The 22634-nt window shown below is 68.7% G+C and carries 21 protein-coding genes; 7 read left to right on the top strand and 14 right to left on the bottom strand.

What is annotated here, in order from left to right; all coding sequences use genetic code 11:
* Positions 1-149: 149 nt before the first annotated feature.
* Positions 150-461 carry a hypothetical protein gene (locus U4012_RS01400; protein ID WP_044843100.1) on the bottom strand — a complete coding sequence of 104 codons (312 nt, stop codon included), beginning with the start codon at positions 459-461 and terminating at the stop codon, positions 150-152.
* A 291-nt stretch (positions 462-752) separates the two neighbouring features.
* Entirely contained in the window at positions 753-1052 is a 300-nt protein-coding gene (locus U4012_RS01395; RefSeq protein ID WP_321795514.1) for a hypothetical protein, read from the bottom strand.
* Between the two features lie 141 nt (positions 1053-1193).
* On the opposite strand from U4012_RS01395, the gene U4012_RS01390 reads away from it, so the two are divergent.
* From U4012_RS01390 to U4012_RS01380, 3 genes are all read left to right on the top strand, one after another.
* Positions 1194-1442, top strand: a complete 249-nt coding sequence (locus U4012_RS01390; protein ID WP_044843098.1) for a hypothetical protein — start codon at positions 1194-1196, stop codon at positions 1440-1442.
* Positions 1443-1784: 342 nt separating this feature from the next.
* Positions 1785-2216: a CBS domain-containing protein gene (locus tag U4012_RS01385; protein WP_044843097.1), complete on the top strand. Its 432-nt coding sequence runs from the start codon at positions 1785-1787 to the stop codon at positions 2214-2216.
* Positions 2217-2283: 67 nt separating this feature from the next.
* Entirely contained in the window at positions 2284-2784 is a 501-nt protein-coding gene (locus U4012_RS01380; protein ID WP_321795510.1) for a PRC-barrel domain-containing protein, read from the top strand.
* A gap of 34 nt (positions 2785-2818) precedes the next feature.
* On the opposite strand, the gene U4012_RS01375 is transcribed toward U4012_RS01380, so the two are convergent.
* The gene (locus tag U4012_RS01375) at positions 2819-3463 is read right to left on the bottom strand and encodes a DUF4142 domain-containing protein (protein WP_321796001.1); all 645 of its coding nucleotides are present in this window, start codon (positions 3461-3463) and stop codon (positions 2819-2821) included.
* A 380-nt stretch (positions 3464-3843) separates the two neighbouring features.
* Positions 3844-5811, bottom strand: coding sequence for an ATP-binding protein (locus U4012_RS01370; RefSeq protein ID WP_321795508.1), 1968 nt, complete (start codon positions 5809-5811; stop codon positions 3844-3846).
* Positions 5812-6168: 357 nt separating this feature from the next.
* Between U4012_RS01370 and U4012_RS01365 the strand changes: the two genes are divergently transcribed.
* On the top strand, positions 6169-7206 hold the full coding sequence (locus U4012_RS01365; RefSeq protein WP_321795999.1) for a sigma-54 dependent transcriptional regulator: 1038 nt from the start codon (positions 6169-6171) through the stop codon (positions 7204-7206).
* A 34-nt stretch (positions 7207-7240) separates the two neighbouring features.
* Here U4012_RS01365 and U4012_RS01360 read toward each other — a convergent pair whose 3' ends face one another.
* Both U4012_RS01360 and U4012_RS01355 read right to left on the bottom strand, forming a co-directional pair.
* Complete coding sequence (locus U4012_RS01360; protein ID WP_321795506.1) at positions 7241-9040, bottom strand: methyl-accepting chemotaxis protein; 1800 nt, start codon at positions 9038-9040, stop codon at positions 7241-7243.
* 242 nt (positions 9041-9282) lie between these two features.
* The gene (locus tag U4012_RS01355; RefSeq protein ID WP_124484851.1) at positions 9283-9537 is read right to left on the bottom strand and encodes a DUF3562 domain-containing protein; all 255 of its coding nucleotides are present in this window, start codon (positions 9535-9537) and stop codon (positions 9283-9285) included.
* Between the two features lie 597 nt (positions 9538-10134).
* Here U4012_RS01355 and U4012_RS01350 point away from each other — a divergent pair.
* Positions 10135-10545, top strand: a complete 411-nt coding sequence (locus tag U4012_RS01350) for a hypothetical protein (RefSeq protein WP_044843090.1) — start codon at positions 10135-10137, stop codon at positions 10543-10545.
* Positions 10546-11072: 527 nt separating this feature from the next.
* Here U4012_RS01350 and U4012_RS01345 read toward each other — a convergent pair.
* The 6 genes from U4012_RS01345 to U4012_RS01320 form a co-directional block, all read right to left on the bottom strand.
* Complete coding sequence (locus U4012_RS01345) at positions 11073-12008, bottom strand: universal stress protein (RefSeq protein ID WP_321795502.1); 936 nt, start codon at positions 12006-12008, stop codon at positions 11073-11075.
* Between the two features lie 259 nt (positions 12009-12267).
* On the bottom strand, positions 12268-13650 hold the full coding sequence (locus U4012_RS01340; protein ID WP_321795500.1) for an amino acid permease: 1383 nt from the start codon (positions 13648-13650) through the stop codon (positions 12268-12270).
* A gap of 663 nt (positions 13651-14313) precedes the next feature.
* Positions 14314-15516 carry an MFS transporter gene (locus tag U4012_RS01335; RefSeq protein WP_321795497.1) on the bottom strand — a complete coding sequence of 401 codons (1203 nt, stop codon included), beginning with the start codon at positions 15514-15516 and terminating at the stop codon, positions 14314-14316.
* A 141-nt stretch (positions 15517-15657) separates the two neighbouring features.
* Positions 15658-16683 carry a DedA family protein/thiosulfate sulfurtransferase GlpE gene (locus U4012_RS01330; protein ID WP_124519578.1) on the bottom strand — a complete coding sequence of 342 codons (1026 nt, stop codon included), beginning with the start codon at positions 16681-16683 and terminating at the stop codon, positions 15658-15660.
* A 188-nt stretch (positions 16684-16871) separates the two neighbouring features.
* A complete protein-coding gene (locus U4012_RS01325; RefSeq protein WP_124519479.1) occupies positions 16872-17378 on the bottom strand; it encodes a cupin domain-containing protein in 507 nt (168 codons plus the stop codon).
* 350 nt (positions 17379-17728) lie between these two features.
* On the bottom strand, positions 17729-18199 hold the full coding sequence (locus U4012_RS01320) for a universal stress protein (RefSeq protein ID WP_124484858.1): 471 nt from the start codon (positions 18197-18199) through the stop codon (positions 17729-17731).
* A gap of 390 nt (positions 18200-18589) precedes the next feature.
* Between U4012_RS01320 and U4012_RS01315 the strand changes: the two genes are divergently transcribed.
* Together U4012_RS01315 and U4012_RS01310 are read left to right on the top strand one after the other, a co-directional pair.
* Entirely contained in the window at positions 18590-20632 is a 2043-nt protein-coding gene (locus U4012_RS01315) for a PAS domain S-box protein (RefSeq protein ID WP_321795493.1), read from the top strand.
* Positions 20629-21276, top strand: coding sequence for a response regulator transcription factor (locus U4012_RS01310; protein ID WP_124484860.1), 648 nt, complete (start codon positions 20629-20631; stop codon positions 21274-21276). The genes U4012_RS01315 and U4012_RS01310 overlap by 4 nt, the downstream gene beginning before the upstream one ends.
* A gap of 69 nt (positions 21277-21345) precedes the next feature.
* On the opposite strand, the gene U4012_RS01305 is transcribed toward U4012_RS01310, so the two are convergent.
* Complete coding sequence (locus tag U4012_RS01305; RefSeq protein ID WP_044843081.1) at positions 21346-21750, bottom strand: lysozyme inhibitor LprI family protein; 405 nt, start codon at positions 21748-21750, stop codon at positions 21346-21348.
* A 275-nt stretch (positions 21751-22025) separates the two neighbouring features.
* Positions 22026-22355 carry a DUF4148 domain-containing protein gene (locus tag U4012_RS01300; RefSeq protein ID WP_321795489.1) on the bottom strand — a complete coding sequence of 110 codons (330 nt, stop codon included), beginning with the start codon at positions 22353-22355 and terminating at the stop codon, positions 22026-22028.
* Positions 22356-22634 lie beyond the last annotated feature (279 nt).

The following is a 22634-nucleotide window of genomic DNA, read 5'->3' as shown; positions in this document are numbered from 1 at the left end:
GCCGGCTGCAACGGCGAGCAGCCGACGGCGCGAACGTAGCGTGCGCTGAATTGTGAACATCCTACGCTGGCGCACGCGAAGCCGCAAAGCGCCCGTTGAACGCGGGCACTTTGCCGTATTCCGGCATGAGCCGGCGCAGGGTTGCGGAGTCAGAAACGCTCGACGTGATAGTCACCGGCGAGCGCGGCCGGGCTGCGCTTCGCCATCATGCGCGAGAAGCCGTCCGCGAGACGCCCGAGCGCGAGCTGCTTCTGGCTCGCGTCCCAGTGCGTGTAGGTGTCGTAGGCGGTGTCGTCGAACGACACGGTGACGGCGACCGGGCGCCCGCTCGCGCGAAAGCCGATATGCAGCACGCCGCCCGGCAACTCCTCGATGTGGTAACGCAACGAACGCGACTCGAAATAGCGGCCCAGCACCTGGGCGATCGCGCGCTTGTCGGGCGATTGCACGTGAATGTCCATGATGGTCCTCCTTTCAGTGATCGCGCGGCCGGCCGTGGTTCGCTGCCCTCGCCCGGCATCCGCATCGGCGGCGGCTGCGACGGCGGATCGCCTTGCGGCAGGCCCGGGGGCACGGGCGGATCGAACGGATCGTCGTGCTCGGGCAGCGCCGGATCGGGATCGAAGTCGGGCGTCGGCTCCGGACGGTGCAGCATGGATCGTGTACTCATGTCGCTCCTGCGCGGCGGCTCGCGCGTGTCGATGGGTGCGGCGAGCGCGCGCAAGCGGCGTGCCTGCCCGGGTGCGCACCGGTCATGCATCGTAGGCCGCCATCACCAGCCACAGCGTGCGCCCTTCGGCGGCGAGGCGCGCCGCGAGTGCGAATCGATCGGACGGCGCGCATCGCGCGGCGAGCGCCCGCTGTGCGCTTTCCGGCCCCGCGTAGACGGTAGGGTCCAGCTCGCGAACCTCGTCCTTCCCGTCGAACATGCGCCGCTCGGGCCGATGGAGCCGCGATTCGCGCTTCCATGTGTCGAAACGCTCGCGCACCTGACTGAAATCGCCGCCGCACACGTTCGCGTCGTAACGTATTCTTTCCCTGGGTTCATTCATCACGATGTCCTCTCGTCCACGCCGGCGGCGGGCCGGCCACGTCTCAGCCCGCCCGGCCGGCTCGACGGCTGCAAGCGTCATGCCGCCCGCGCTGCGCGGGTACGGTGCTTGCACCCCTCGTACCCATAAGGAGGTTCGATCATGACCGCATCCGCCCCCGGTAGCCGAGACGCCGTGTCACCGGCTGCCAGCCCGCTCTCCCTGGCCACGTCGCGCAAGCCGTCTGACGACAAGACGGAAGAGCGCATCGACGAAGGGCTCGAGGAGACGTTCCCGGCCAGCGATCCGCCCGCCGTCGGCGGTGCGACCCGCATCGACCCCGCCAGGCCGTCCGGCGAACGCGAACGTCGCGCGCCCGACGCCCCGCAACCGCCCCGCGATCACGGCTGACGGCGGCACCCGGCCCGCGATGCGCGGCAACGTAGCGTCGCCCGGCCGGCCCAACCGGAGTGAAGTGATGAAACGCATCGAACGTGCATGGCACGAAGTCAGCGGCGCCGCAGGCGTCGCGGCGCTCGCCGCGATCGAGAGCGCGCTGGTCCTGGCAATCGTCGTGATGACGGGCGTCGGCCACTGAGCGTCGCTCGCGGCCCGGCCGCGGCTGCCGCCGTGGAAGATGTACAAGCCGGCTGGCAAATTTCTCCGTGGCCCGGCCGCGCAGGCCCGGCCTGTGCCGATTGAACGCGGCACGCGTTCTGCTTCCATGTCGTCTCGTTCACGAAGGAGGCGTTCATGTATCGCGTCAATGAAATCATGTCGCGCGACGTGGTCTGCGTCGCGCCGACCGACACGATTCGCCATGCGGCCGAATTGATGCAGCGCTTCGACATCGGCGTGCTGCCGGTCTGCGATGACACCGGGCTCGTCGCGATCGTGACGGACCGCGACCTCGCAGTGCGAGCGCTGTCGCACGGGCATTCGTCCGACACCCCGGTGAAGGTGGTCGCGTCCGCGCCGGTGCAGTGGTGCGTGGAAGACGACGGCGTCGGCGACGTCCAGCAGCGGATGGCCGACGTGCAGTTGCACCGGATGCCGGTGCTCGACGCCAATCACCAGATCGTCGGCATCGTGTCGCTGGGCGACATCGCGACACGCGCGGGCGGCCCGGCACGCGACGAGCTGGCGAACACGCTCGAGGACGTGTCCCTGCCGCGCCGCCGCTGACCGGCTGCCCTCACCCGTGCGGCCCGCGCGCCGCGTGCGCCGCGCCGCTTCGACCAGGAGAACAGCGATGACAACGGACAGACCGTCGCGCACGCAGGCGCGCATCGTCGGCGACCGCGGCCGTTCGGCCGGCGGGCCGGGGCCGGACGTGATGGCCGCCAGCACGCTGGAAGACGATCGCGTGCTGACGCTGGACGGCGACGACATCGGCAAGATTACGAACATCATGCTCGATATCCGCTCGGGCCGGATCGCGTATGCGGTCGTGTCGTCGGGCGGGTTGCTCGGGATCGGCGACAAGCTGCTCGCGGTGCCGTGGAACGTGCTGACGCTCGACGCCGGGCGCCGCTGTTTCGTGCTGCCCGTTTCGACCGAGCGCGTGCGCGACGCGCCCGGCTTCGAGAAAGACCGCTGGCCGACGATGGCCGATCCCGCCTGGGCCGAGGGGCTGCACGCGTACTACGGCGCATCGCCGTACTGGCTGATCGAGGAAGGCGAAACGGTACTCGATGCGCCGCCCTTCGAGGCGTCGCCGGACGGCCCGGAAAGCGACACGCGGCCGCACTGACGGACGCGCCGGGGCGCGCGGATCGCCGTGCGGATCAGTGCGCGGCCGCGATCGCACGCTCGAGTGCGCGCGCGGCGCTCAGGTGCGCCTTCAGCGTCGGCAGCGCGTTGGCCGCGAACGCGCGAAGCTCCCGGTCGTGGCCGTCGCGCGCCTCGGCTGAGTAGAGCCGGATCGCCGCGTCGTGCGCGTTCGGTCCCGCCAGCTCGATGTACCCCTTGTCGAACGCATGGCCACTCTTGCTTCGCAGCGCATTCACCGCCGGATCGACCAGCATCCGCGTCTGCACGGGCAAGCCCTTTTGCGCGCCGAGCCGGCGCAATTCCGCGGTCATGCGAACGTGATCGTCGATCATCCGGCGCGCGAAGGCCTTCACGCCCGGATTCGACGACCGGTCGAGCGCGAGCTGGCTCGCCTGCAACTCCGTCTTGCCGACGATGCCGGCCTTGTCGATGAATTCGGCGTCGATGCCGCTCGGCCGCCGCGTCATGTCCGCCTCGTCGGCGGTCGCGCCGGGACTGACGACGCCCGGCGCGACCTGAACGGACGATGCCGGCGGCGCCTGCGCATGCGCCGGCGCGAATGCCGGTACGCGCAACACCGCGAGCACGCCCGATCCCACCAGGCACACGATGCCGGCAACCGCGGTGGCTCGGCGCAGATTCCTGTCGCTCGTTTTCATCCGGACCTCCGTATCGGTCGACGGATCGGCCCTGCCGAACGCGGCAACCGACCCGTCATGCGGGACGATGCGCGGACGCAGGAAATCGGTCCACGCGCCTTTGCTCCATGCCCCCTCGACACGCTCGATCGACAATGCGGCGGCTACTCGCAACGTGCGCTCCGCGAACGTCGTGTCATACGTGACTTCCCGCGGGTCCGCAGCCTGTCGCACACACCGCGCGAACCGTCGATGTTGGGCACGACCCCAATCGCGGTCGCGCGTCGCCGCTCGTCGGGCACGCTGCCCGTCGACTCGGCCTGCCGCCGGTGCTGTCGCGCCTGGCAAGGTTCGATCCCTTCATCGTGCCGCCTGGCGCGGAGTGCGCAGGCCGCCGCGCGTCAGCGATGCCGCTCGGCGCTCGACACGTCGACGATGACGCTGGCCAGCGTCGGCATGTCGACCGGCTTGCACAGATACGCGTCGAAGCCGGCGGCCATCACGCGGTTCCGGTCCGCCGCACCCGCATGCGCGGTCACCGCGACGACGGGCAGGCGCCCGCTGCCGTTCGGCAAATGGCGGATGTGGTCGAGCAGCCAGAAGCCGTCGCCGTCCGGCATCGCGAGATCCGACAGCACGACGCTCGGGTGCTGCCGCGCGACCACGTCGAGCGCGTCGCGCCCCGATTGCGCGGTCGACACCTGCGCACCGAGCGTTTCGAGCGCCGCCGCAAGGCTCGCGCGCGACGTCGCATCGTCATCGACCACCAGCACGCGCCGGCCGTCGAGCGCGACCGCCGTCGACGCACCGCTCGGCCGTAACGGCTGGCCGTTCGGCATGTCGGCGCCCCAGTCCACCGGCAGCATCACGGTCACGGTCGTGCCGCACCCGGCGCCATCGCTCGCAGCCGTCACCTCGCCGCCGTGGAGCCGTGCGATGTTGCGCACGATCGACAGGCCGAGTCCGAGCCCACGCTTGGGCGAGGCCGACGCGCCTTCCGGCCGGTTGAACGTATCGAACAGATGAGGCAGACGTTCCGCCGAAATGCCTTGGCCGGTATCGGCGACCGACAGCCGCACGCGCGCGCCGGCCCGGGTCAGAGACACCTTGATGCTGCCGCCCGGCGGCGTGAACTTGATCGCGTTCGACAGCAGGTTCGACAGCATCTGGCGCACCCGCTCGCCGTCCGCGGAGATCACGCAGTTGGACATCGCGCACGCGATCGACAGTTCGAGACCGTTCGCCTCCGCCGTCGCGCCGAGTTCGCGCACCGCTTCCCGCACGACGCGCACGAGATCGACGGGCGCGCGCTCGAGCCGCATCCGCCCCGTCGCGAGAGACGAGGCGTCGAGCAGGTCGCCGACCATCCGCGACAGCGAGCGCGCGCTGCGGTCGATCGCATCGATCGCCTGGTGAGCGAAGCTCTGGCCGTCGGCGCTGCGCATCACCTCGACCCAGCCGTAGATCACGTTCAGCGGCGTGCGCAGTTCATGCGATACGGTGGCGAGCAGTTCGTCCTTCAGCCGGTTCGACTCGTCGGCCTGCACGCGCGCGTCGCGCGCACCGCGTAACGAACGCAGGTTGCGCCGCTCGCTTCGGCGGCGTTCGCGCGCTTCGCGCAGCGTCATCGACATGCCGGTGCAGTTGCCTTGCGCGTCGACGATCGGCGCCGCCACGAAGGTCGCGCGAAAGCGGCCGCCGTCGTGGCGCAGGCACAGAATGTCGAGCGGGCCTGCGGGCGGGCGCGCGTTCGCGAACGACGTGGGAACCGGATGCAAGCGCAGCCAGCGCGGCGCGATCAGCGTCGTGACGTCGTGCCCGATCACCGCCGCGGCATCGATGCCGAACAGGCGCCGCGCGGCCGGGTTCCAGCTCGTGATCCGCCGGACGGCGTCGACGCCGACGATCGCGTCGGGCGACGCATCGACCACACGGCGCAGCAGGATGTCGTCGAGCGAGCGCGCCGCGGGTGCCGGTTCGCGGCGCGGCACGCGTGCGTCGTTTTCCTCCACATCCTCGGCCCCGCGCAGCCGATCGTTTGCGAGCAGCGGCTTGACGACCATCACGAGCACGCATTCGACGAAACCGATCGCGACGAAGGCGCCAGCCTGCGCGAGCAGCGCGGGCAGCGTCACCTCGCGCCAGCCCAACGCGCCAATCACGACCGCGCTCGCGGCGATCGCGGCCAGGCCGCCGCCGAACGACGTCAGCCAGGCCGCAGCCGCAACACCGGCGTAGAAAGGCAGCTGTGCAAACGGTGCATGTACGCCGACGACGTGCATCGCCCACGCCTGCAGCGCGGACGCCACCCCGACGGCCAGCACGACCCATGCGCCCTGCCGGAACAGTTCACGGGTAAGGATCCTCATCGTGTCCCTGCATCGCCCCGGCGACCGTCGCTCGACGGCTCCCGCCTCGGCGGCCGGCATGTGCCGTCGAGCGTTCGGGGGCGAGCCCAAGGGCCGGCGCAACGCGCGTACCCGCGGCACGGCCGCGCGGCGGCTTCGCGGCGCGGCGCGCTGCGCGTGCCGCCGCGCCGCGTTTGCGCGGAACGCGGGTGATGCCGACTTGCGATTTTTCATCGGTCGGCTGCAAAAAAGCATCGACACGCGGTGTCGGCTGCCGCCTGTCGGCATCGTGCCCCCGTGATCGCGTATTTCTTCGATCCCCGCACCGGACATTGTAAATTTCTAAATCGCGGCACCTTCCGTGCGGTTTCGCTGTCGATGATAGATATTGCAATGAAGGGAAGGTGCGGTGCCGATTTTCAAAACGGCCCGCCGACGCTTATGGCTGAATCCGCAAACCGTCCGAAGCAAGGCGCCGACGCGCGCCGGCTGTCCGGCCGCTCCGCGGCGATGCGCACGCTGCTCGGCCGTATCGAGAAAATCGCTCCGACCCGCGCCAGCGTGATGATTGCCGGCGAAAGCGGGGTCGGCAAGGATATCGTCGCGCGCCGGCTGCACGACCTCAGCGCGCGACGCGACGGGCCGTTCGTGCCCGTCAACTGCGGCGCGATTCCGGCGGACATCGCCGAAGCGCAATTGTTCGGTCACGAAAAAGGCAGCTTCACCGGCGCGATCGCGCAACGGGAGGGTTTTTTCGAAGCCGCGTGCGGCGGCACGCTGCTGCTCGACGAGATCGCGGAGATGCCCGCGTCGCTGCAGGTGAAGCTGCTGCGGGCGCTCGAATCGAACACGATCGTGCGGGTCGGCGGCACCGACTCGATTCCGCTCGACGTGCGCATCCTGTCGGCGACCCGCCACAATCCGGCCGATGCCGTGCGCGACGGCCGGCTGCGCGAGGACCTGTTCTACCGTCTCGCCGCGTTCGCGCTGTATGTGCCGCCGCTGCGCCAGCGCAGCGGCGACGTCGAGGCGATCGCGCATGAGTTCGTCGATGCGCTCAACGCGCGGCACCGCTCGCACAAGCGGCTGACCGACGCGGCGATCGCCGCCCTGCGCGCCTATTCGTGGCCCGGCAACGTGCGCGAGCTGCACAACACGATCGAGCGCGCGTACATCCTCGCGGACGACGGCATCGACGTCGCGTTGCCGAGGCCGGCAGCGCCGCCCGACCACACGTCGGACGACGCGATGGCGCTGCCGCTCGGCGCGACGCTGCACCATGCGCAGCAACGTTTCATCGCGGCCACGCTGCAGCACTTCGACGGCAACAAGCCGCAAGCCGCGAAAGCGCTCGGCATCAGCCTGAAGACGCTCTACAACCGGCTTGCGCTGATGCGCGACGACGGCCGCCCCTGAGCGCCGCCGCGGGCCCTGCGTCAACCGGCGCAGGTCATGCGACCTTGAACTGCCCGACCGTCGTCGCGAGCGCGTTCGCCTGCGTCTGCAGCGCGGTCGCGGCCGCGGTCGACTGTTCGACGAGCGCCGCGTTCTGCTGCACCATTTCGTCGAGCTGGGTGACCGCGCGGTTCACTTCCTGGATGCCGCGCGTCTGCTCGTTCGCCGCGTGCGTGATCTCGGAGATGATCGTCGTCACGTTGGCGACGTTCGACACGATCTCGCGCATCGTCTCGCCGGCCTGGCGCACCTGCCCCGACCCGGCCGACACGCTCGCCACCGTCGATTCGACCAGCACCTTCACCTCGCGCGCGGCCTGCGCGCTGCGTTGCGCGAGACTGCGCACTTCCTGCGCGACGACCGCGAACCCACGGCCCTGCTCGCCGGCACGCGCCGCTTCGACGGCCGCGTTCAGCGCGAGGATGTTGGTCTGGAACGCGATCCCGTCGATCACGCCGATGATGTCGCCGATCCGGCCCGACGCTTCCTCGATCTTCTCCATCGTCGACACGACGTCCGATACGACCACGCCGCCGTGCGACGCGATCCGCGACGCCGCGGCCGCGCGTTCGTCGGCCTGGCCGGCAGCGGCCGCCGACTGGCCGACCGTCGCGGTGATTTCTTCCATCGACGCGGCCGTTTCCTCGAGGCTCGCCGCCGCCGATTCGGTGCGCGACGACAGGTCCTGGTTGCCCGCGGCGATTTCGTTCGCGGCCGTGCGCACCGATTCGCTCGCGTCGCGGATCTGCCGCATCACGTCGTTCAGCTTGTCGACGAAGCTGTTGAACGAGCGCGCGATATCGGCCACCTCGTCGCGGCCGTCGGCCGGCAGGCGCTGCGTCAGGTCGCCCGTGCCCGAGCCGATCGACGCCATCGCCTGACGCACCTGCGACAGGCGGCGGAACGCGGTCGTCGTGATCGCGCCGACGATCAGCGACGCGACGCCGACGATCACCACCAGCGTGATCAGCGACGCGGTGAGCAGCGAGCGCATCCCGGCCGTCGCTTCCGATTTGTCGAGCAGGACCAGCGCGTACCAGTCGGTGCCCGGCACGGCTTGCGCGCGCACCAGCTTCGCGTCGCCGCCGACGTGCACTTCGACCGGCGCGTTCGACGCCGCCAGCGTCGCGGCGCTCATGCCGCCGAGGTCGGGCGACACGTCGGCGACCGGCTTCAGCGTGAGCTTCGCGTCAGGATGCGCGACGACGTGGCCGCTGCTGTCGATCAACATCCCGAAGCTCGTGGGCGTCGGGTGGATCGACTTCACGTTCGCGATCACGCTGTCCATCGCGACGTCGGCGGCGACGACGCCCTTCAGCGCACCGTCGCGCAGGATCGGCACCGCGAACGTGACGACCAGGTTGCCGGTGCCCGCATCGACGTACGGCGGCGTGACGACCGGCTTGCCGGCCTGGGCGGCCTGCTTGTACCACGGACGGCCGGTCGGGTCGTAGTTGGGCGGGATGCCGGTCGGGTCAGAGAAATGGAACACCTTGTCGGCATAGCCCGCGTAGACGTTCGTGAAGCCGCCCGCCGCGGCCATCTGCTTGAACACCGGCAGCGGATCGGGCGACAGCGCGGCGTCCTGCAACGACGCGATCATCCGGCTTTTCGTCGCGACCCAGTCGCCGATGCCGACCACGTGGCCGCTCGCGACGGAGGTCAGGTTGCGGTCGATCGCGTCGTTGTTGTACGCGCGTGCGATGAAGTAATTGATCAGCGTGGTGGCGACGAGCGCGAACACGACGATGGCGACGCACGCGGCGAGGATGCGGGTGCGGATGGACGAGAACATGGCAACGACTCGGTAAGGGAGCGCGAACGCCCGGTGGACGAATTCACCGGGTAAACGGCATCCGCGCCGCTTACTTGAGGCCGTTGTGTCGATTCGGTCAAATATATGAAGAAAGGCGCGACCGGCAAGCAGGCGCGTTGTCGGTATGCAGGCGTGCAACGGTGCCGGTGCCGGAGGCGCGCGGCGCTCAGGGGCCTGCCGCTGTCATGAGGCACCGCGGCGCCGGTCGCGCCGATCGTCCCTTACAGACGGCGGCCAGTACGCGTATCCGGCTCGTCGCGCGGCGTACTGGCCGGCGTGTCGCGCTCGAGTTCGTCCTGCCTGCGCATCCGTTCGCGCAGGTGGCGGATCGCGAACACGTGGATGTAATCGTGCACGCGGGCATCGGACGACAACGCTCGCACTTCATCGTCGAGCATCGTGCGCAACTGATCGGCGCCGATCGCGCGCTCTGCGGCGACGGCCTTCAAGGCATCAAGCAAATTGTCCTGTGACATCGACGGGCTCCTGACGGTCGAGGAACGAAAGGAAAAAATGACGCTACCGGAAGATTAAAGGCTGAACGGCCGCCCGGCGTACGATGCGCCGAAGCGTGGTTGCGCGCGATCAACGGCACCTTGCGTGCCGCCGCGCCGATCCGTCCCCGAACCGGCCCGCGCGCAGGATTCGCGGCGCCCAAGGCCCGCGAACGACTGGAAGGATTGTCACGCCACCCCGAGGCGCGGCACCGTGCGATCGCTCGGACGATGAACCGTCGCGCGATGCCGATGCAGTGTGGGACCTTAGACCCGCGAAAGTCCTGCGTCAAGCGACGCGCGACGCCGCGATTCGTCTGTTCGAATGCACCGGATCGGGGCGCCGCACATCGCGCCTGCCCGCCTGCCCGCCTCGCGCCGCAGCGGCGGCTCGCCTGTCCGGCGTGTCAGCGGATTCCGATACCTCGCACGCAACGTCTGACAGCGACTTCAGCACGCACCGATTGGCAGCGCGGTCTCCGCGGCGGATACTGATGTCATGAACGAAGCGTTCATACCCGGTCATCGCTCAGCCGGCCCTCGAGCCGGCACGCGGGGTCGGGCGCAGGGAGACCCATCATGATTCATCGCAACTTCCCGGCGCGGGACGGACAGCGGCGCACGCGCATGCTGGCCGCGACCGCCGTGCCGGCCGCAATCCGCCCGCCGGAAGATCTCGACGCGTTGCTCGCACTCGCGCGCGAATCGGGCTTGCTCGTCACGCTCGACGGGCAGATCGGCCGCGAAAAGTACCAGAGCGTCGCGGGATCGGTGCTCGCGCTGCAGCGGTTCGCCGCGGCGCTCCGCGCGCGGGCCGGTGCCGGCGCAACGGTCGTCGTGAGGCAGCGCCGCAAGACGCGCCCCGGCTGGCCGCGGCTGCGCAATCGCACGCCTGGCGGACGAGGCCGACTGCATGGCGTGCGTCGCGGTGCATGCGTATGCCGCGACGCGCACCGCCAGCGCGACCTGCGAGCGCCTCGCGCCGCGTAAAGGCCTGAACGCTGGGCCTGAACGCGGGGCCTTCACGCAGCCGACGCCGCACGCGGCCGCGTGAAGGCTGCGGCACCGCGCCGGGCGCGCAGCGCATGCCGCGATCCAGACCGAATCCGCGATCGCGCGATCGCGTGGCATCACGCGCCGTTCCACACGGCGACATCGACGAAGACAATACCTGCGAGGAAAAGAGTCAGCACGGGGCCAGGAAAGCGGACGGGGTGCAATGCACCCCGTCCGTTATCCAAGGCAGCCGCCGGCTGCCTACCCTCGTGCCAGAGAGTTCGTGATCGGCCGATGCGCGATGCGCTACACGGCTCAGGAAATCGGCTGAATCGCAACGGCATCGGACAGGCGCCGGTTCGCGCGGTTCCGGACCGACGTGTCGAATCGCGGCGTCGGGTACGGACGACGGACCATCCGCCGCATGCACACGCACGTCGTGCGACTATCTCATGCAAAACGCGCGACGTTTCTGATGCAGGTCAATGAAAGTCCGCTTCGCATTCGTCGCAGCGCAATCCTCACGTGGCCTCGCGCACGAGCAGCACCGGCACCTGCGCGAGATGCGCGACCCGGCGCGCCACGCTGCCGATCAGCCAGGCCGCGATGCCGCGCCGGCCGTGCGTGCCGACCACCAGCAGTTCCGCATGCCAGTGCACCGCGTCGCGCATCAGCGCATGGGCGACGTCGTCGCTGGTCGGACGGGTCTCGACGATGCCGCGCTTGGTCGGGTTCCCCGTTACATGGAACAGCGGGCCGATCCGCGCCAGCGCATCCTCGCCCTCCGCGCGATACGCATCCTCGAGCGCGCGCACCGGCACGAGATCCGTCAGACGAACCGCGCGATCGACGACATAGACCGCGTACAGCAGCGTCGTCGGCACCGCGAAGCCGAGCCCGACGCGCACCGCGTGCAGCGACGGCTCGCTGCCGTCGACCGCGAACATCAGGCGCTGCAGCGGCCCGTCCGACGGCCGCGCATAGTCGGCGGGCACGATCAGCAGCGCGCAGCGTGCGCGCGCGGCCAGCGTGTCGGACACCGCCCCCTCGACGAGCCGCAGCAGCCCATGGTGCGGATTGGCGCCGACCACGAGCACGTCGGCGTGCCATGCCGACGTGTCGTTCGCGAGCGCATCGGCCACCGTGCCGCCCGTGAGCGACGTATCGATGATCATCTGCTCGATCCCCACGCCGCTGCCGGCGAACAGTTCCGCGATGCGTTCGAGCGTCGCCTGCGCTTCACGCGTCATCTCCTCGCGCGCGGAGGTCAGCAGCGCGTCGACGCGCGGGATGTCGGGCAGCACGAGACGCGGATTGTCGATCGCGCAGACGATGCGCACCTGCATGCCGGGACGCAGCAGCGTGCGCGTGTAGCGCGCGGCGGACAGCGACTCCGGCGTCAGATCGACGGCCAGCGAGATCCGCGCGAGCGGCGGGATGGTCGGGGTGGACTGCATGGCGAAAGCCTCCTTGCGGACGCGTCGTCGCGAACGACGACCGGAGCTTCGCGCGGGCAGCGGCGAACGACGAATGGCGGACGGACGGCCGACGCGGTCGCGGGGATCGGCGGACGGCCACGCGAAGCGCGGACAAGCGATTCAGACAGCATATGTCGTCCGGCCCGCACGTGCATGATCGCGATCAATACCCGTGCGGGCCGCGATGCGCCGCGCACGGCTGTGCGGCGCGCGGCGCGGCGACTTTCGGCCGCTTGGTTTACGACTTCGTCGACGCGGGCGCGCTCGCCCGGTTCGCATGGAACACCGCGTATGCGATGCCGAGCAGCACGATCCAGACCGGGCCGATCACGAGTGCGACGCGCGTATCCGGCGAGAACGCCATCAGCACGACGACCAGCGCGAGAAACCCGAGTGCGACGAACGAGCCGAGCGGATAGAACGGCACGCGGATCGGCAGGCGCGCGATCCTGTCGGCCGACAGCGTGCGGCGAAAGCGCATCTGCGCGATCAGGATCACGCACCACGTCCAGATCGCGCCGAACGTCGACACCGACGTCAGCCACGTGAATACGTGCTGCGGCGCGAGATAGTTGAGCAGCACGCCGATCAGCAGCAGCGCGACCGACACGATCACGCCGTACACCGGCACGCCGTTGCGATTCACGCGGCCGAGCATGGCCGGCGCCTGGCCCTGCTGCGCGAGGTTGTAGAGCATCCGCGCCGTGCTGAACAGGCCGCTGTTGCACGACGACAGCGCCGCGGTCAACACGACGAAGTTGATGATGCCGGCGGCGGCCGGGATCCCGAGCCGCGAGAACGTCATCACGAACGGGCTGCCCTGCGTGCCGATCTGGTCCCACGGATAGAGCGACATGATCACGAACAGCGCGCCGATGTAGAAGATCAGCACGCGCCAGAACACCGAGTTCACCGCCTTCGTCAGCGACTTCTCCGGATTGCGCGCCTCGCCGGCCGTGAGGCCGAGCATCTCGACGCCGAGATACGCGAACATCACGATCGGCAGCGCGCCGATCACGCCGCCGATGCCGTTCGGCATGAAGCCGCCGTGGGCCCACAGGTTCGAGATGCCCGTCGCGACGCCGCCGTTACCGATGCCGAACGCGATCATGAGGCCGCCGCCGACGATCATCAGCACGATCGTGACGATCTTGATCAGCGCGAACCAGAACTCGAATTCGCCGTACAGCTTGACCGCGATGAAGTTCACCGCGCCCATCGCCGTGAGCGCCGCGAGCGCCCAGACCCAGTTCGGCACGCCGGGGAACCACATGTGCATGTAGACGCCCACCGCGGTGATTTCCGCCATGCAGGTGACGATCCACACGAACCAGTAGGTCCAGCCGGTCAGGTAGCCCGCGAGCGGGCCGAGGTAGTCGCGCGCATAGCGGCTGAAGGCGCCGGCGACCGGATTGGTGATCGCCATTTCACCGAGTGCGCGCATGATCAGGAAAATCGCGATGCCGCCCAGCAGGTAGGTCAGCAGGATGGCCGGGCCGGCCGTGCGGATCGCGGCGGCCGAGCCGAGGAACAGGCCGACGCCGATCGTCGCGCCGAGCGCCATCAGGTTGATGTGCCGCTCTTCCAGCCCGCGGTGCAGCTGGTCTTCTGGTTGTTTCAAGTCCGTCTCCTGGCAGCCGCGAACGGGCCGCCGTCATTGTCGATGTCAATGCGCGACCGTTCATGCCGATACCGGCAAACCGAAAACGAAAAATCCCCGCCGCCGTTTTCCGGATGAAAAACGCTGCGGATACTGCGTCACTCCGATTGGAATTACCGTTGATTATCGGTATTTTCCGGAACAATCCGGAAAAACGGATTGGGCCTTTCACGGAATACGCCCGTGCGGCCCGCGCGACACGGCTGTGCGCGTGGCGGGCGGCAACGGGATCAATCGCTTTCGGCGCGAACGAACGCGCGTCGAATGTGCGCAATCAAGCGCACGCAATATGCAGGCGGGATTATAAGAATAATCGGAGGTTTCGCGCCAGCCGATTTTCCCGGAAACGGGAAGCGTGAAATCGGAGGCGAAATCGGCATGTGCGCGGCATTCCGCGCACGATTTACTTCGATAACGGCCGGACTGTCGACCCTGTCGACCCTGTCGACACCCGTCAGGCTCGATCCGGTCGATGCAGCGAGATTACGATCGCCCCGCATCCGGGTTCGAGCGCCTGCCCCGCCCCGGTCACGATCACGTCCGGGAATGCAGCGACTTCATCTCGCACCACGCCGAACACCGGTTTCGCGTCGCCAGCGCCGTATTCCTTGCGGTACCGCCGCGTCAGTCCGAAACGCGCGCAGTCGATCGCGGCCGGCCGGCGCCAACGGCAATGACCGCGCCACCGAGTATTGCCATGCCGATCGAGGTCAGCGTCACGACGAGCGCAACGCGCCCGTGACCGGAGAAGAGCCCCACAAGCAGCCCGGCAAACGGCTGCGTCGCGTTATTCAGCAGGACCATGACGCCCGTCGTCTTGCCATAGTCCCGAGGGGGAATGATGGCCTGCCGGGCGCTGCGTATGTACACGTTGAACATCTTGTCGAAACCGATGACCAAAAGGAAACCGGCGACGTACATCGCAATCGAGCCGGCCATGCCCATCGCGAGGCCGCCCGCCGCGATCGCGACGAATGCGACGATGCCGAGCCGCTCGCGCGCCACCTCGATACGCGCGACGAACAGCAGGATCGCGACAGTCGCGACGGCACCCGTGACCTGCAGTCCGGCATAGAAACCGCCGGACTGCCGAAACGCACCGGTGACCATCGCAGCCGACGTCGCAAGTGTCGTCCCGATCACGAGGTTTTCCGCCGCTGCGAGCAGGATCAGCCGCAACAGCCCCGGCAGCGTGACGACATGCTTCAGCGCCACACCGAATGGTGCATACCACGGCCCCACCGAGCGTTCCGGAGGCGCAACGCGTGCCGTGCTGGTCCGTTGCCAGACGAATGCCAGCAAATCCGCCGAGACGAACAGCAGCGCCGCGGAAGCGACAGCCCACTCCCAGTCGCGATACCCAAGCAGCGCCGCCGCGACGATCGGTCCAAGCACGACGCCCAACTGATCGGCGAGCTGCGTATAGGACAACACTTTTTCGAAGCGCTGCTGCGGAAAGATCTGCGGCAGCAACACCTCACGAGCGACGAGACCTTGGCTCGTGAGTGCGCCGCATACGGCGGACAATGCGATCAGCCATCCGATTCCGCTCCAGGCGACATAGCCGGCGATGCCGATCACGCAAGCGACGGCCCGGCTGGTCTGGCTCGCTCGCAGCACGCGGATCGGTGACACACGGTCGCTCAGTGCGCCACAGACCGGAAAGGCGATGAATCGCGGGAACGCCTCGACGAAAAAGGCGAGCCCGGACCACGTCGCTTTCCGTGTGACCTGAAAGACGACGAGCGGCACCAGAAAGAGCAGCATCTGGTCTGCGAGCCGCGACAAAAAGAAAGAACCCAGAAAGGCCGGCTGATCGACGCGCATCCCGCGTATGCCCCTGCTGATTTATTCCACCTTCACGACGTGTTGGCAAAGGGACTGATCCGCTTGGGCTGTTCGGGACCACACACGAATTGGGTGCACGCTTCGGACACTTTCCGTCATGAACGGAATCCCGCGCACGACTCACTTCGACAACGTCGCGCGCACCGTATATTCGCCCGCGAGCGCCGCATGTTCCGGCCGCACGAAATACCTCGATGAATCGAGATCGGCCGGCAGCGGCTCGACCGGATAGCCGTGCTTCTCCCACGCGTCGAGGCCACCCTTCAGCGCCTTGATGTTGTGCAGCATCTTCTTGCGCTGCATCTTCGCGATCAGGCGCTTCGCGGTCGCCTCGTTCGGGCACACGCAATACACGACGATCGGCCGCTTCAGCAATTCCGGATCCAGCAGGTCCGGCGAATCGAGATCGACCGGCACCGCACCGGCAATCCGGTACGGCTCGCGTTCGCGAATCGCGCGCGGCCGCGCATCGAAGATCAGTGGCGGCTCGTTCGACGTCATCATCTCGACGAGTTGCGGCGGGGAGATGCGCACCTGCGCGAGGTAGCGGCGGAACTGCACGCGGCGCACCCAGCGGTACAGCAGGAACGTGATGAAGATCGCGAGGAACGCGTCGAGGATCGTGCCGCCGCTCGCGCGCACCCACAGCACGAACTGGACGATCTGGTCGTGCACGGCCGCGCCGCCGATGAGCCAGAACGCGGCCCACAGCGACGCGCCGGCCAGATCCCAGAACAGGAACACGCCGACGCCGATCGCGGTCGTGCCGAGCAGCGGCGCCGACACGAGGCCGAGGCCCGGCAGGAATTTGGAGAGGACGAGCAGCGGCGCGCCGTATCTTTCGAATACGTTACGCGCGAAGCGCAGCGTCGTGTCGAGCGACAGCGAGAATCGCACGAGCCCGTTCAGCAAGCGCCGGCCGCGCGTGCGGCCCATGAAGAACCACAGCGAATCGGCGAGCATCGCCGCGCCGATCGCCGCCACGAACATGCTCGCCCAGGACGCCTGCCCCATCGCCGCCATCGTACCGCCGAGGATCAGCATCGGCACGGCCGGCACCGGCACGCCGAGCTGCGTGATCAGTACGCTCGCGAACACGGCCCACGGGCCGAGCGACGAGGGAATCGCGATGGGAAAGTGCCACACGGCGGCGCTCCTGGAAGACATGCGGACCGTGCGACGGGGGCGGCCGTCGATACGGCAAGCAGCGATCGCCGCGGCACGTCCGCGACCGATCCTGCACCACCGTGCATTCTAAACGGGTTTGGCCGCGGCCGCGCGGAACGGCTGCCGTCGAAGGCGGCTCGGTGCGGCCGGCATGGCCGCCGGCACACTCATGCGTCGGAGCGCTGCGCGAGCCCCGCGACGTATTCCGCATATTCGGGGAATGCGGCGGCCAGCGCCGTCGCGTCCGCGAGCTCGAATTCCGCAAACTCGAACCCCGGCGCGACCGTGCAGCCGACGAGCGCGACGTGCTCCGGCGACGCGCAGCGCGCGCCGAACCAGCGCCCGGCCGGCACGACCGCCTGGAATACGGTGCCCGGGTGCGTGAGCGGGTTGCCGAGCCGGTGGATCGTCAGGCCGTCGCGCTCGTCGAGCACCCATACTTCGAGCGGATCGCCCGCGTAGAAATGCCAGACCTCGTCGGAACGGATCCGGTGCCACGATGAATACGCGCCGTCGCACAACAGGTAGTAGATCGCGGTCGACGCCGCACGCGACGCGCCGTCGGCCGGACGCACGACCGTATCGGCCGCGCGGTAGGTTTCGCGGAAATAGCCGCCCTCGGGGTGCGGTTGCAGATCGAACTGTTGAATCAGGTCGGCGGCGGAGATCGGCATGGCGGATGACGTCGGTGAAGGAGTGAACCGGACACGCGACGCGCGGCCCGTCCGATCGATGATGCGATCGACCAGCGTCGCGTGCCGCTGCGTCGATCGCCGCGACCATGCACGCGGCGACCGGGTCGCGCGCGGAACGCGGCGCGCGACGATGAAGCGAACGCCGGTCGATGCTGCCAGAAGTGCGGGCCACGATGCAACCGGCGCGACGTGACACCGCCATTGCGGCGCAGCGGATGCGCGGCATGGCGATCGATGCAACGGACGAACCCTCGAGCCCGCCATCACGCCGGCGTCCGCGCGGCAGCCCCTGCCCGCCGCCGCTCACGCGTCGGTGCCGTACCGCCCCGTCACGCGGTCGCCGCCGCGGCCGGCTCGTCGTGCCGCACCAGCAGCACGGGCCGGTCGGCCGCGCGCAGCAGCGATTCCGCGACACTGCCGAGCAGCAGTCGGCGCAGGCCGTGGCGCCCGCTCGTCCCCATCACGATCAGATCCGCGCCGACCTCGGCCGCCGTGCGCATCAGCACTGCGGCAACATCCTCGCCGTACGCGTCGATCGCGCGCACGGTGCCCGCCACTTGCCGCTGCGCGAGCGCCGCTTTCGCGTCGTCGAGCACGGGCGTCGCCGCAGCGGTTGCCGCCGCGTCGCCATCGCGTTCGGCCGCAAAACCCGCATCGACGTCGACGAGCTGCGGCCGGTGCTCGACGACATACGCGCACGTGACCTCGCCGCCGGATGCCGCCGCGATCCGGATTGCCTCGTTCAGCGCGAGACGCGCACTCGGGCTGCCATCGAGCCCGACGAAAATCCGCTTGTACATGGTCCACCCTCCGACCGGGCACCCGTCGCGCATCGCGCAAACGGCGTCCCCGTCACCGCAAGCCGGCCCGATGCCGGCTCGCCTGCCGAACAGTCTGCCCCACGTGCCGACGCGCCCGTTGACGCGCGTCAAATGCGGCCGGGACGCCCGCTACACCGCCCGGCTATCTCATTTTTAGCTGACCCTATTACAAAAAACGCGTAAAACGCGCACAATTTCATCTTGAAAATAGACGTCGCACGCGGCCGGTGCGAGTTTTTCCCGGTTTTTCCCGGTTTTGCCGCGCTGCCCGCGTGCCACGGGCGGCCCCGACACCAGAATGGCCATCGAATGACCACCGCCAGTGGAACCCCGTCGCGTGACGCCCGAGGGCCCGCGCGTTTCCAGATCATGTTACGCCAGCCGCTCGCGGCTGGCGTCGTTACGCTGTTCGCCGGCGCGGCGCTGTCGCTCGGCGTCGCGCTGCTCGTGCGCGAGCAGTGGCAAGGCGCCGTCCATACGCGCTTCGAACGCCGCACGACGCACGTGACGGCGATGCTGCGCCACGAGCTGCAAGGCAGCGTCGCCGTGCTCGAAAGCGCGCGCGGCGCATTCGCGCTTGCGCCGCAGATCACCGCCGAGCAATGGCGCCGGTATGCCGATACGCTCGATCTCGACAGCGGGCGTTCGCCGATCCGGCAGCTCGGCTATGCGCCGCTGTCGACCGCGACGCGCAGCGCCCTCGCCGGCCACGCGCCGATGCCCGCCGGCCCGCTCGCGGTGGCCACGCTCGTTGCACCGGCATCGAGCTCGGCCGGCGTGCGCTTCGGCGCGCCGGACCAGGCTCCGCTGGCGCACGCGCTGCGGACCGGCGATATCGCACTCGGCATCCATCCGGCCGACAACGATACGTCCCGCGATGCGCGCACCCTCACGCTGTTCGTCCCCGCGACGGCTTCGTCGCGTACGGCCGTCGCCCATGACGCCGGCGCCGACGGCGTGCTGTTCGCGGAAGTGAGCCCGAATCGCCTGGTCGAGCGCGCGCTCGACGCGGAACGCGGGCTCGACCTGCGGATGAGCGCGGGCGACGATCCGCACCCGATCGCGAGCGCCGAGACGACGACCGACGAAGCCTCCGCGTCGCCCGACCTGATGCGGCGCACCGACCAGCTGAATTTCGGCGGAACCGTGCTGAAGCTCGCCTATTCCGCGGACGGCCGCCCGAGCGCGACCGGCGCGCAGCGCGCGGCCGGCACGGTGCTCGCCGCGGGGCTGATCGCGTCGTTCGCGTTCGCGGCGCTCGTCCATGCGCTGCTGCGCGGCCGCGCCGGCCACGCCGATACGGGCGCCAGCAGCCGCGGCATCCTGAACGAGGCGCGGATGATGGGCATCATCCGTTCGTCGATGGAAGCGATCATCACGATCGACGAGAAGCAGACGGTGGTGATCTTCAACCCGATGGCCGAACAGGTCTTCGGCGTGTCGGCGATGGAAGCGATCGGCGCGCCGCTGTCGCGCTTCATCCCCGAGCGGTTTCGTGCCGCGCATGCGAAGCACGTCGACCAGTTCGGCGTGACGGGCGTGTCCGAGCGGCAGATGGGCCGCCAGCGCGTGCTGTTCGGGCTGCGCGGCAACGGCGAGGAGTTCCCGATCGAGGCGTCGATCTCGCAGATCCGCGATGCGTCGGGCAAGCTCTATACGGTGATGCTGCGCGACATCACCGAGCGGCAGCGCGCCGAGAATGCGCTGAAGCAGTCGCGCCAGGAGCTGCGCGAACTCTCGGCGAACCTGCAGAACGTGCGCGAGGAGGAAAAAACCCGCATCGCGCGCGAACTGCACGACGACCTCGGCCAGCAACTCACCGCGCTGAAGATGGACCTGTCGGTCATCGAGCAGCAACTGCGCACGCCGGGCCATGCGCAACCCGAAGTCGGCGTGCTGTCGCACCTGCAGGGCATGCGCCGGCTGATCGACGCGACCGTCGCGTCGGTGCGGCGCATCGCGGCCGACCTGCGCCCGGTGATGCTCGACGATCTCGGCCTCGTGCCGGCGATCGAGTGGCTCGCGAACGACTTCACGAACCGCTACGGCATCGACGTCGAGCGCCACATCGAAACGGGCGGCCTCACGTTCACCAGCGCGGGGGCGACCACGCTGTTCCGGATCGTCCAGGAAGCGCTGACGAATGTCGCGCGCCATGCGGACGCGACGCGCGTCGCGCTGCGCCTCGACATCGAGGAAGGCTTCTGCGTGCTGCGCGTCGCGGACAACGGCCGCGGCGCGGCACCGGTCGGCACCGCCCATGAGGACAAATCTTTCGGCCTGATCGGCATTCGCGAACGCGCACACATGCTGGGCGGCAGCGTGACGATCGACACCGCGCTCGCGCGCGGCTTCTCGATCACCGTCGCATTCCCGCTCGGTTCCGTACAACAGGAAACCACCCTCACATGATCAAGGTGCTCATCGCCGACGACCATACGCTCGTGCGCGACGGTCTGCGGCACATCCTCCAGAACGCCACCGGATTCGAAGTAGCCGGCGAAGCATGCGACGGAGCGTCGACGATCGCGCTCATCCGGTCGACGCCTGCGCAGGTGCTGGTGCTCGACCTGTCGATGCCGGGCCGCAACGGCGTCGAACTGATCAAGCAGATCAAGGACGAGAAGCCCGCGCTGCGCGTGCTCGTGCTGACCATGCACGCGGAACAGCAATACGCGGTGCGTGCGTTCCGCGCCGGAGCGTCGGGTTATCTGACCAAGGAAAGCGCGAGCGCCGAACTGGTCGGCGCGGTGACCAAGGTGGCGTCGGGCGGCGTCTACGTGAGCCTCGCGATGGCCGAACAGTTCGCGCAGAGCCTGAACGAGCCGGCCGAGACGCTGCCGCACCAGCGGCTGTCCGATCGCGAGTTCGACGTGTTCCGTCGCATCGCCGCCGGGCAGACGCTGACCGAGATCGCGCAGGCGCTGTGCGTCAGCGCGAAGACGGTCAGCACCTACAAGACCCGGATCCTGGAAAAGATGCAGATGCCGCACGAAGCGGCGCTGGTCCGCTACGCGCTGCGGCACAAGCTGCTCGACGAAACGGACGACGTCTAGGCGAACGGGCCGGCGAACCATGCCGGCCGCGCGACGTGCGCTGCGAGCTGGCCGGACGTCGCGCAGCCGTTACTTCGCCGGCACCGGGCACGCGAGATCGCCTTCCTCGCAGGACAGATAGCTCTTCAGCGTCTCGGTGCGGGTCCTGGTCAGATCGTCGAGGCAGGTCGACACGACCATCGGATAGGCGCTGCCGCCTTCGGCATTCGCGCTGGAGAAGTTGCATTCGGCATCGCGGTAGGCGATCCACGCGCGCTGCGCGTTCACGAGTTTCTCTGCGAGCGGCTTCGCATCGCGCAGGCGCGCGGTGACGGCCTGGTAGGTGCGGTTCAGCTCCGCGTCGGATTTCTTGTACGCGCGATCGGCACATGCCGTCATCGCCGCCTGATCCGTCGCGTCCGCGCAATTTGCCTGTGCGTGGGCAAGGTTCGCCGTCAGCGCCAGCGCGCACAGCAGACCGGTCAAGACACGCATGGATGCTCCTGTTTGTTTTCGTTGAAGTCGTGGAACGTGATGCCAGCCTTGCCGCCGCGCCTCGGCGCGCGGCGTCGCAGGCCGGCCGGCGCTACCCCATTCGCCGCGGCTACGGTAGCGTGGCGATGCCGACCGGGATGCTAGCGCACGCGCGGCGAATTGTCAGCCGGCGCCACGCTTGGCCGCGCACGCAAAAAAGCCCGCACTCGACATGAGTGCAGGCTTTTCGATACGGCTTTGCCGGCGGCCCGGAGGCCGCACGGTGAACGGCTTGCTCAGTGACCGAAGTACACCGACGAACGATCGGCTGCGGCCGGCACGGTCACGCGCTGGCCCGACTGCGACGTCGCCACCGGGTTCGCGCCGTAGCCCGTTGCATCAGCCTGCGCACCGGTGTTCTGGGCTGCCGCGATCTTCGCCTGTGCGGCCTGGATGTTTTCCGGATAGTTGATCCAGTCGTTCGGGTTGTAGCCGGCCTTTTCCAGCTGGGCCAGCTCGGCACGCACTTGCGCGCGCGTCAGCGGCTGCTGGTTCGATTGAGCGAACGAAACGACCGGTGCGGCCACCAGAGCGGCCAGTGCAACTGCCTTGATCAGCGATTTCATGATGCGTTACCTCCAGATTTGTCTTGTCAGGCGCTTCGGACTGGGTAGTCGTTGCGCATGAGTGAAAGTCTAGGCGGCACGGCTATCAGGGTAAATACTTAAATCGCAAATTCACTGTTGACCGAAACCGTACAATTGCCGGCGCATTCGATCGAATCATCAGATGATTATGGCCGCATCCGCAGCCAATAGGCTGCGGCGCGCTCTCGCCCGGCTCGCGCAGTGCGGATCGATTCACCGGGCCGTGGACGACCGCCAGGCGGCTGCCACGTTTGCCCC

It is taken from the genome of Burkholderia sp. BCC1988 (assembly GCF_905339895.1).
Taxonomy (GTDB): domain Bacteria; phylum Pseudomonadota; class Gammaproteobacteria; order Burkholderiales; family Burkholderiaceae; genus Burkholderia.
Note: the sequence above shows the minus strand (reverse complement) of the source record. Positions and strands in the feature narration are given on the sequence as shown.